This is a genomic window from Streptomyces racemochromogenes, from assembly GCF_044129415.1.
Classification (GTDB): Bacteria; Actinomycetota; Actinomycetes; order Streptomycetales; family Streptomycetaceae; genus Streptomyces; species Streptomyces racemochromogenes_A.
The window spans coordinates 1-370 of the sequence record NZ_JBBDHD010000347.1; the positions used below are offsets into that span (position 1 = coordinate 1).

The window sequence follows — 370 nt, forward strand, 5'->3', positions numbered from 1 at the left end:
GCGTCACCCATCGGGCCGCCGATCTCGAAACGCCCCGTCGGGTTGACCAGCAGCCGGTAACCCTCGGTGTCCAGCTTGATGCCGTCCTCGACGAGCTGCGCGAGCACGTGCTCGACGACGAACTCGCGGATGTCGGGGGCGAGCAGGGAGTCCAGGTCGATGTCCGCGGCGTGCTGCGTGGACACGACGACCGTGTCCAGGCGCACGGCCTTGTCACCGTCGTACTCGATGGTGACCTGGGTCTTGCCGTCGGGGCGCAGGTACGGGATGGTCCCGTTCTTGCGGACCTCGGACAGGCGGCGGGAGAGCCGGTGCGCGAGGTGGATCGGCAGCGGCATCAGCTCCGGCGTCTCGTCGCACGCGTAGCCGA

General features: G+C 69.2%; 1 pseudogene. It reads right to left on the bottom strand.

From position 1 onward, the window contains the following. Positions 1 to 370, bottom strand: a pseudogene (locus tag WDV06_RS37210) (methionine adenosyltransferase); the annotation flags it as partial.